Annotated in this window: 7 protein-coding genes and 2 rRNA genes; all 9 read right to left on the reverse strand. The window is 67.8% G+C overall.

Features of this window, described 5'->3' with window-relative positions:
* Positions 1-25 precede the first annotated feature (25 nt).
* A complete protein-coding gene (locus tag AC1D1A_RS19320; RefSeq protein WP_476850378.1) occupies positions 26-1,819 on the reverse strand; it encodes a CTP synthase in 1,794 nt (597 codons plus the stop codon).
* 100 nt (positions 1,820-1,919) lie between these two features.
* Positions 1,920-3,656 carry a DNA repair protein RecN gene (recN, locus tag AC1D1A_RS19325; RefSeq protein WP_476948475.1) on the reverse strand — a complete coding sequence of 579 codons (1,737 nt, stop codon included), beginning with the start codon at positions 3,654-3,656 and terminating at the stop codon, positions 1,920-1,922.
* A 3-nt stretch (positions 3,657-3,659) separates the two neighbouring features.
* Positions 3,660-4,697, reverse strand: a complete 1,038-nt coding sequence (locus tag AC1D1A_RS19330) for an NAD kinase (protein WP_476857871.1) — start codon at positions 4,695-4,697, stop codon at positions 3,660-3,662.
* 22 nt (positions 4,698-4,719) lie between these two features.
* On the reverse strand, positions 4,720-5,532 hold the full coding sequence (locus tag AC1D1A_RS19335) for a TlyA family RNA methyltransferase (protein WP_476948476.1): 813 nt from the start codon (positions 5,530-5,532) through the stop codon (positions 4,720-4,722).
* Positions 5,529-5,867: a hypothetical protein gene (locus tag AC1D1A_RS19340; protein ID WP_230010829.1), complete on the reverse strand. Its 339-nt coding sequence runs from the start codon at positions 5,865-5,867 to the stop codon at positions 5,529-5,531. Before AC1D1A_RS19340 ends, AC1D1A_RS19335 begins: the two co-directional genes overlap by 4 nt.
* A gap of 9 nt (positions 5,868-5,876) precedes the next feature.
* Entirely contained in the window at positions 5,877-6,866 is a 990-nt protein-coding gene (locus AC1D1A_RS19345) for an HAD-IIA family hydrolase (RefSeq protein WP_476948477.1), read from the reverse strand.
* A 4-nt stretch (positions 6,867-6,870) separates the two neighbouring features.
* Positions 6,871-8,991: a hypothetical protein gene (locus AC1D1A_RS19350; protein WP_476948478.1), complete on the reverse strand. Its 2,121-nt coding sequence runs from the start codon at positions 8,989-8,991 to the stop codon at positions 6,871-6,873.
* 418 nt (positions 8,992-9,409) lie between these two features.
* Positions 9,410-9,526 (reverse strand): 5S ribosomal RNA (rrf, locus tag AC1D1A_RS19355).
* A gap of 216 nt (positions 9,527-9,742) precedes the next feature.
* Positions 9,743-9,943, reverse strand: a 23S ribosomal RNA gene (locus AC1D1A_RS19360); the annotation flags it as partial.

A 9,943-nucleotide genomic window follows, 5' to 3' on the forward strand; every position in this document is an offset into this window, starting at 1 on the left:
CGCCGTCCTTTGATTCAGTTGGAAATTACTTGGACACTGCTGCCGACGAGGGCTTGGGCGCAGGTGCCGGGGCATCGGCCTTTGCACTCGGGCTGCTGCTTGCAGCGTTCGCGGCGTCGCCGGCCCGCTGGTGGCCAAGGGCAGCCTCAATCAGGCCCGCGAACAGCGGGTGCGGGCGCGTGGGCCGCGAGCTGAGCTCGGGGTGCGCCTGCGTGGCCACGTAGTACGGGTGGACGTCGCGGGGAAGTTCCACGAACTCGACCAGTTTGCCGTCGGGCGACGTTCCGGAGAACGACAGGCCCTTGGCGGCGATCTGATCGCGGTACTTGTTGTTGACCTCGTAGCGGTGCCGGTGCCGTTCGCTGACCTTCGTGGCGCCGTAGGTCTCGGCGACGACGGAGCCTTCGTCGAGCTTGGCCTCGTACAGGCCCAGGCGCATGGTGCCGCCGAGGTCGCCCTTGCCGTCAACGATGTCCAGCTGCTCTTCCATCGTGGCGATGACGGGGTACTTGGAGTCCGGCTCGAACTCGGACGAGGACGCCCCCTCGAGGCCGACTACGTTGCGGGCATACTCGATCACCATGCACTGCAGGCCCAGGCACAGGCCCAGGACCGGGAGCTTGGTTTCGCGGGCGTACTTCAGGGCGCCGAGTTTGCCTTCCAGGCCGCGGATGCCGAAGCCGCCGGGAACGCAGATGGCGTCGACGCCGGCCAGGGACTGCACGGCGCCCTCACGGGTTTCGCATTCGTCCGAGGGGACCCAGCGGATCTTGACCTTGGTGTCGTTGGCGAAGCCGCCGGCGCGCAGGGCCTCCGTGACGGACAGGTAGGCGTCAGGCAGGTCGATGTACTTGCCCACGAGCGCGATCTCAACTTCGTGCTTCGGGTTGTGGACGGCGTCGAGCAGCTTGTCCCAGCTGGTCCAGTCCACATCCTTGAACGGCAGGTCCAGGGCGCGGACGATGTAGGAATCCAGACCCTGGGAGTGCAGGGTCTTCGGGATGTCGTAGATGCTCGGTGCGTCCGGGCAGCCGATCACGGCGTCGATGTCGACGTCGCACATGCGGCCGATCTTGTCGCGCATCGGCTGCGGGACTTCTCGGTCCGACCGGATCACGATTGCCTCGGGCTGGATGCCGATGGAGCGCAGCGCGGCAACGGAGTGCTGCGTCGGCTTGGTCTTCAACTCCTGCGACGGGCCGATGTAAGGCACGAGGGACACGTGGAGGAAGAACACATTTCCGCGGCCGATGTCCTGGCGGACCTGGCGGGCGGATTCGAGGAACGGCTGGGACTCGATGTCGCCCACCGTGCCGCCGATTTCGGTGATGATGACGTCGGGGGCGTTCTTGCCCTCGGCGGGAAGCCGCATGCGCCGCTTGATCTCATCGGTGATGTGCGGGATGACCTGGACGGTGTCGCCGAGGTATTCGCCGCGGCGTTCCTTCGCGATGACGGTCGAGTAGACCTGGCCGGTTGTGACGTTGGCCGATCCTTCGAGGTTTTCATCGAGGAAGCGCTCATAGTGGCCGATGTCCAGGTCCGTCTCGGCGCCGTCGTCAGTGACGAAGACTTCGCCGTGCTGGAAGGGGTTCATCGTGCCCGGATCCACATTCAAATAGGGATCGAGCTTTTGCATTGTTACAGACAGACCGCGTGCCCGCAGGAGGTGGCCGAGGCTCGAAGCCGTCAGTCCCTTACCGAGCGAGGACGCTACACCACCGGTGACGAAGATGTGTTTGGTCGTCTTGGACGAGCCCGGAAACCGGGAATTTACACGAGAGTTTGATCGCTGCACCACGGGGTTTGAGCTTATCATCAATTCGGCCTTCCACGGGTTCCTTGGCGGGATCCCGATGTGATTGTTGTCCTAGCAGCGGTCCTTGCGGGAGTCCCTGCGGACGTCCTTTCGGGCCCGCCTAGCTTTGCGGGAGGAGTTTGGCGTCGTCCAGCAGCTCCTGGGCGTGGGCCTGGGCTGATTCGGAGTCCTCTTGGCCGGCCAGCATGCGGGCCAGTTCGCGGACGCGCTCGGCCTCGTCCAGCAGCTGCACGTCGCTGGAGGTGAAGCCGGTGGCGGTAGCCCCGTCAGCGCCCCGCACGGAAGTCTTGGTGACCCTGATGTGCTGGTTCGCGAAAGCGGCCACCTGCGGCAGGTGGGTCACCACGAGGACCTGGACGTGCTGGGCCAGCATCGCCAGCCGGCGCCCGATCTCGACGGCGGCACGGCCGCCGACGCCGGCGTCGACCTCGTCGAAGACAAACGTCGGGACGGGATCGACGGCAGCAAGCACCACCTCAATGGCGAGCATGACGCGGGAGAGTTCACCGCCCGAGGCGCCTTTGCCCAGCGGCCGGGCCGGCGCGCCGGAGTGCGGCTGAAGCAGGAAGGAGATCTCGTCGGCCCCGAACGGTCCCAGCTGGCCTGCGGGCTCCACATTGATGACCAGGGTGGCATCGGCCATGGCCAGCGCCGTGAGCTCAGCGCTGACCCGCGCGGAGAGGTCCTTGGCGGCCTTGCTGCGGGCCTTGCTGATCCCGGCGGCCTTCTTCCGGAGCTCGGTTTCGGCCCGTGCGACCTCGGCGTCCAGCGCTTCGATCCTGGTGGAGTCGTCCTGGAGTTCCTCGTGCCGGGCCCGGGCCTCCTCCGCCCAGACCAGCACCTCGTCGATGCTCGGCGCGTACTTGCGGACCAGCTTGGCCAGCGCGGCCCGTCGGTCCTCGATTTCGGCGAGCCGTTCCGGGCCCTCCGTGTCAAGGGCGGCCTGGTAGCTGGCGAGTTCAGCGGCGATGTCGTTGAGCAGGAAACCGACCTCGGCCAGGCGCGCCGCGGCAGAGCCCAGCTCCCCGTCGTGTTCGGCCACGTGCTCCAGGGTGCGTTTGGCAGCGTCCACGAGGGTGGTGGCGTCGGCTTCTTCACCGAAGTCCTCGGCGATGAGGGCCTGGTGGGCGGTGCTGGCCGCGATCCGCAGTTCCTCTACGTTGGCCAGTTTCACGGCCTCGGCCTTGAGGGCCTCGTCCTCCCCCGGCTGCGGGTCCACGGCGTCGATCTCGGCCAGGGCAACGTGCAGCGACTCGGCCTCGCGGAGGCGTTCACGCGCGGCACTGCGCAAGGAGTCCAGCTCGCCCTGGCTGGCATGCCAGTGCGCGTAGAGGTCCTGATAGGCGGTCAGCGCGCCCGCAAGGCTCTCGCCAGCGAATTTGTCCAGGGCGCCGCGTTGCGCCACCGGGCTCTTGAGCCGGATCTGGTCCGACTGTCCGTGCACCACCACGAGGGTTTCGCCGATTTCGGCCAGCACCCCCACCGGCGCGGCGCGTCCGCCCAGATAGGCCCGGCTGCGGCCGTCGGCTCCGACGCTGCGGGCCAGCAGCAGTTCCACACCGCCGTCGAACTCCTCCACCTCGGCCCCGGCTTCCCTGCACCGCGCGACGGCAGCGTGGCCGGCGTCAAGCTTCAGCACAGCCTCCGCCGAGGCGCTCTTCGCGCCGCTGCGGACGGCGCCGGCGTCGGACCTGGCACCGAGGAGCAGCCCGACGGCGGTCACCACCATGGTCTTGCCGGCACCGGTTTCACCGGTCACCACGCTGAGGCCCGGGCCCAGCGGCAGGGTGGCGTCGGTGATGACGCCGAGGTCGCGGATACGCAGTTCTTCAAGCATGGTTCACTTCTCGGTTGTGGGATCTGGCGAGGGATCGGGCGCGTCACCGGGTTCGGCGTGGCGCGGCGAGGGAAGCGGCGGCATGGGACGGGGCGTGCGGATGATCGGGAGGGGGCCGGTGTGGATGGCCCGGGTTTGGGGCACGGGCCCGCGCCAGCCCTGGATGGGGAGCTGGAATTTGCGCACGAGCCTGCCGGAGAAGGGGGTCTGGTGCGTCCTGGCCAGACGCACGGGCGTTGCGGAGCGGGTCACTTCGACGCGCGCGCCGGGCGGCAGGTCCACCGAGCGGCGGCCGTCGCACCAGAGGACGCCCTGGGCGTCGGTGCGGTTCAGGATCTCGACGGCGAGCCGGGACCGCGGCGAAACCACGAGCGGCTTCGCGAAGAGGGCATGGGCGCTGATCGGCACGATCAGGAGGGCCTCGACCTCGGGCCACACCACGGGACCGCCGGCGGAAAACGCGTAGGCCGTGGAGCCTGTGGGCGTGGCCAGGACGACGCCGTCGCAGCCGAATGAGGTCAGGGGGCGTTCGTCGACTTCGGTGACCACCTCCAGCATCCGTTCCCGGTTGCCTTTTTCGATCGCGGCCTCATTCAGGGCCCAGGTGTGCCAGATCTTCTGGCCGCGGACCCAGACCTGGACGTCGATCGTCATGCGCTCTTCCACCGTGTAGTCACGGCTGGCGATCCACTCGACGGTCTGGGCGAGGTCGGCCCGTTCGCTCTCGGCCAGGAACCCCACGTGGCCAAGGTTCACCCCAAGCAGCGGCACATCGACTTCGCGGACCAGTTCGGCAGCCCGGAGGATGGTGCCGTCTCCGCCGAGGACCATGACAAGTTCCACGTCGGGCAGCTTCACGTGGTCGTGAAGGACCTCGACCGGGTGGTCGAGCCGGCCGAAGAAGCGGACCATGTCCCCGAGCTCGTTCTCCTGCAGCACGGGGACCAGCCCGGATTCGTGCAGCAGCGCACACGCTTCCCAGGCAGCCTTGAGGGACTCCTCGCGCCCTGTGTGGGCCAGGATCAGGACACGCCTGCTCATCAGGTTCCGCCTTCTGGTGGTACTAGTGGTTCGGCCAGATTGTTCCGAGCAACGCAGCAACAGCTGCGTCCCGCTCCTCGATCTTAGGCGGGACTTCCGACATCGCGCGTTTTATCCACAGGAAGTATTCGACATTGCCGTCCTGGCCCGGCAGCGGGCTCTGGGCGAGGCCTGACAAGACCAGGCCCGCGTCCACGGCGGCGGCAGCCACCTTGCCCACGGCGAGCCGGCGTTCGCGTTCCGAGGTGACCACGCCGGTCCGGCCCAGCCGGTCCTTGCCGATCTCGAACTGTGGCTTGACCATGAGGACGAGGTCGCCGCCGGGCAGGGTGCAGGCCGCGAGTGGCGCCACCACAAGCGTCAGCGAGATGAAGGACAGGTCAGCCACCGTCAGGGCGGCCGGTCCGCCTATTTCCGCGGCCGCCATGTAGCGGACGTTGAGGCCTTCGTGCACGGAAACCCTGGAGTCATTCCGGATTTCCGGCACCAGCTGGCCGTGCCCCACGTCGACGGCCACCACGTGGGCCGCACCGCGCCGAAGCAGCACATCGGTGAACCCGCCGGTGGAGGCGCCGGCGTCGAGGCACCGTTTGCCTGCGACGCCGACGGCGGGAAAGGCATCCAGCGCGCCGGCCAGCTTGTGCCCGGCGCGGCTGACGTAGCCGTCCTCGGCCGAGGCCGTGACGTCCAGCGCGGCGTCCTCCGGGACCTGCAGGGACGCCTTGGCGAGGACCTCGCCCCCGGAGCTCACCTTGCCCTCGGCAATGAGCCGGGCGGCATGGGTCCGGGACCTGGCGAGCCCCCGGCTGACGAGTGCCTGGTCAAGCCGGCTCACGATCCCCCGTTCCCCGCGGCATGGATACGGCGCGCCACGCCGGCGTGGCCGGCGACGTCTTCGTTCAGGGCCTCCAGCAGGGCATCATGCATGCCCGCATAGACTTCGCCGTGCCCGGACACAGGCATTTGCCGCACGGCCCCGAGGCGGTCCAGGACAGCGTTGACGGCCGGATCCAGGACTGCTGCCGCGTGTTCTGGTGCGGCGTGCCCGGACAGCTCCGCCGGGAGCTGCTGCGACGGCAGCTCGGGCCAAGCGACATCGGCCGCAGGGGTCGGCGCCTCAGCCGGCTGTTCGTCTGGGGCCTGGTCCAGTCCCTGGTGTAGCTCGCTCATGTGTCCAGCCTAGTGATCGGACCACTCGAGAACCGGAGCCAGTGCGCTGGTCGTCTCGGGGTTTGCGGCCCACCAGGCCGAACAGGCGGCACGCCACGAATCGAGGTCGGCGGGGTCGCCGCTGATGTGGACCGACTGCCCCCGCACGACCGCCGAGGCCGTGCCGCTGCGGAACCGCCCGGCGTCGTGCTCTACGGCAGGGTATGGCGCGTACAGGCCGGTCAGATCATTGATGAGGAAATCGGGGCGTTCCACAGATCGTGCCGCGAGGATCGATTCCCTCGTGTCCACTCCGGTCAGCACGGCGACGGTGGCGAAACCGGCGTTGTTGCCGCCCAGGATGTCGGTGTCCAGGCGGTCGCCGACGACCAACGGCCGGTCCGCCGCCAGCCGCTTGGCGGCAGTGTGGAACAGTGGGGCTTCGGGTTTGCCGGCCACGATCGGACTCTTGCCGGTCGCGGCTGCCACGGCGGCCACGAGCGTCCCGTTACCGGGGGCAATTCCACGCGCCTGGGGAATGGACCAGTCCGTGTTGGTGGCCACCCACAGGGCGCCGCCGGCGACGACGTACGATGCCTCGGCGAGGTCCTTCCAGCCAAGTTCCGGACTAAAGCCCTGAACGACGGCGACGGGGGCATCCTCCGCGCCGCGGACGGGAACCAGGCCAACCAGTTCAATTTCCCGGGCAAGTGCGGCACTGCCCGTGATCAGCACGTGTGCCCCGGCCGGCAGCATCGACGCCAGCAGCGCTGCCGCTGCCTGCGAGGAACTCACCACCTGGTGGTCCTCGGCGGGGGCGCCGAGATCGCGCAGGTGTTGGGCCACCTGTGCCGGGGAACGGGATGCGTTGTTGGTGACGTAGCCCAGCCCGACGCCCACCCCGGCCAGCCGGCGCAGCGACTCGACGGCCCCGGGAATGGCGTTGGGGCCGGCATAGACAACGCCGTCAAGATCGGAGAGCAGGGCATCAAAGGTGGAGATCAGGGCGGTACCCGTCATGCGATTAGTCCTCCACACTTTCGTGCTGCGCCCGCTCTGAGTCAGCGGAGAGTTCCTCGTCCGCGTCATCGTTCAGTTCCAGGTCGGCCTCGTCGATCGCTTCGCCGTCGGCTTCGTCATCGGCTTCGTCATCAGCTTCGTCGAGCACGTCGGATTCCACTGAATCCAGGTCGGACTCGGCGTCGTCAGACTCGAAGTAGCCGGCTTCGGCGTCGTCGGCTCCGTCGTCGCTGGCGAGCTCATCGCCCGCGTTCAAGCCGGCCACTCCGGCTGCGGCGCCGGTGGCTTCTGCCGCGGCACCGGCACCGGCGGCACGCGGTGCGCGCTCTTCGGTTCCGGCGTGCGTGTCGGCATGCTCCTGCGCGCGGAGGCGGCGCTGCCGTTCCTCCTCGCGGGCTTCTTCTTCCTCGTCCCAGCCGAGATCGATGATGTCTGGTTCCTCGTCAGCCCCGAGGCCCAGCGCGTTTTCGGCCACGGTGGCCTGGCGTTGCCATTTGGCGGCTTCGGCAGCGCGGCCGGCTGCCGTCAGCGCGTCAGCATAGGCACGGAACAGCCGGGGGCTGTAGGAAAAGGCGCGGTTGATGTCCAGCTGCGGGATTTCCAGTTCGGAAACCGCGGCGTCGAGCTGCCCGAGGTCGGTGCGGGCCCCGGCTGCAACGATGGCCAGTTCCACCTTGCCGGGGGCGTCGAGATCCTTGGCTTCGTCGGACCGGGCCATGTCCAGGGCACGGTCCGGGCGGCCAAGGCCGCGTTCGCAGTCGGCCATGACCGGCAGGTGCATGTTGGAGCCACTGATCCGGCGGTAGGTCCGGAATTCCCGGAGGGCTTCACCATAGTGGCCGGCTGCGTAGGCGGTCAGGCCGACAGCTTCGCGGACGGACGCGAGGCGTCCGCCACGGCGGCTGGCCGCCAGGGCATGCTGGAAGGCAAGCTCGGGTTCTTCGTCCAGGAGCCGCCCGGCCATGACGAGGTGGCGGGCCACCCATTCGGCGCTGGTGCCTTCGAGGGTCTTGATCTGGTGCTGCGTGGCGCGGTCAAGCTCCTTGCCCGTGACGTCCTCGTCGATCTGGGGTGAACGCTCCCGGTCCGGGCGGTTGGCGCTGCGGAGGTCGCGGGCATTGGGCACGCGAACCGGACGGTCCTCGGGGCGGTCGCGTCCGTACTGGCGCGGGCCTGAGTCGCCACGGTCGAAGCCCCGTGCGGGACGATCCTCGCGGGTGCCGAAGGGCTTGCGGTTCTCGCCGCTGCCGTACGGCTTGCGGTCACGGTCGCCACCGCCGCCGAAGCTGCGCTGGCCGCCGCCTTCACGCGGGGCACGGTCACCATACGGCTTACGGTCACGGTCGCCACCGCCGCTGTACGGCTTGCGGTCACCATAGGACGGGCGGCTGTCGCCACCAAAGCTGCGCTGATCCCCGCCGTCACGCGGGGCACGGTCACCGTACGGCTTACGGTCACGATCGCCACCACCGCTGTACGGCTTACGGTCACCGCCGCCGCTATACGGCTTACGGTCACCATAGGACGGGCGGCTGTCGCCACCAAAGCTGCGCTGTCCCCCACCTTCACGGGGAGCACGATCACCGTACGGCTTACGGTCACGATCGCCACCACCGCTGTACGGCTTACGGTCACCATAGGACGGGCGGCTGTCGCCACCAAAGCTGCGCTGTCCCCCACCTTCACGCGGAGCACGATCACCATAAGGCTTACGGTCGCCGCCGCCGAAGCTGCGCTGTTCCCCGCCCTCACGCGGAGCACGATCACCATAAGGCTTACGCTCACCACCGCCGCTGTACGGCTTGCGGTCACCATAGGACGGGCGGCTGTCGCCACCAAAGCTGCGCTGACCCCCGCCCTCACGCGGAGCACGATCACCATAAGGCTTACGCTCACCGCCGCCGCTGTACGGCTTACGCTCGCTGTTTCCGAAGCCGCGCTGATCCCCGCCCTCACGAGGAGCACGATCACCATACGGCTTGCGGTCACGGTCTTCCCTGGAACGGAATCCGCGGGGATCGCCGCCAGAGTTGCTGGTGCCGCGGAACGGGGCTCCACCGGAACTGCGTCCGCCCGAGTTGCCGTGGGCCTTGCCGCCGCGGTTGCCATCATTGTGCTCAGCCATGCTGGAATCCTCCTGTTGTGAGCTGACCACTGGCGCAATCGCAGCCGCTCTGTTCCGTGTTTCGTTTCCTACGCAACCCGAAATCAAGCGCTTCGAAGTCCGTACATCTCCCCCAATTCTAGGCGAGCAACCCGCCACCGGCTAACGGCACCAGGTCGACGGGGGCCCGCGGTGGGAAGTCTCACAACCTCCTGCGGCACTTCTGTCGGCGGCCGCCGGCTGGCGCGCAGTTGGGTGGTCGACGGCGGCTGTGACGCTCCCCTACCTTGGTCGGGAAGTCCGGTGACGCTCCCTCACGTTTGGCGGGGTGTGGCGGGATGCTCCCGCAGGTGTTGCGGGGTCCCGGCCCTGCCTGAGAGGGGGGTTAAATGCGGGAGGACCCCCACCTGGTGGTGGGGGTCCTCGACCGTTAATGGTGTTCCGGCGGTGACCTACTCTCCCACACCCTCCCGGGTGCAGTACCATCGGCGCTGTGGGTCTTAGCTTCCGGGTTCGGGATGGGACCGGGCGTTTCCCCCACGCTATGACCGCCGTAACCCTTGCTCCGCCACCGGCCCGCTGTTGGCGGGGGTGGGGAAAACTGTGGTTACAACATCTGTGGTGTTGTTATTTTGTTGTCGGTTCCKGTGCAACAGTGCCGTCGGTGACGGGTTTGTTGTTTGGGAACCACATAGTGGACGCAAGCAGTCTTGTTTCTTTGTACCCTCCCCATGGTGTGAACGTCTTTTGAATCCGTTCACGGGAAGAGTGTGTGGTGTAAGTTATCGGCCTATTAGTACCGGTCAGCTTCACGAGTCGTTAGTCCTCGCTTCCACATCCGGCCTATCAACCCAGTGGTCTGGCTGGGGGCCTCTCACACACAAGGTGTATGGAAATCTCATCTCGAAGCGAGCTTCCCGCTTAGATGCTTTCAGCGGTTATCCCATCCGAACGTAGCTAATCAGCGGTGCAC

This window comes from Arthrobacter sp. P1_B9 (genome assembly GCF_056406495.1).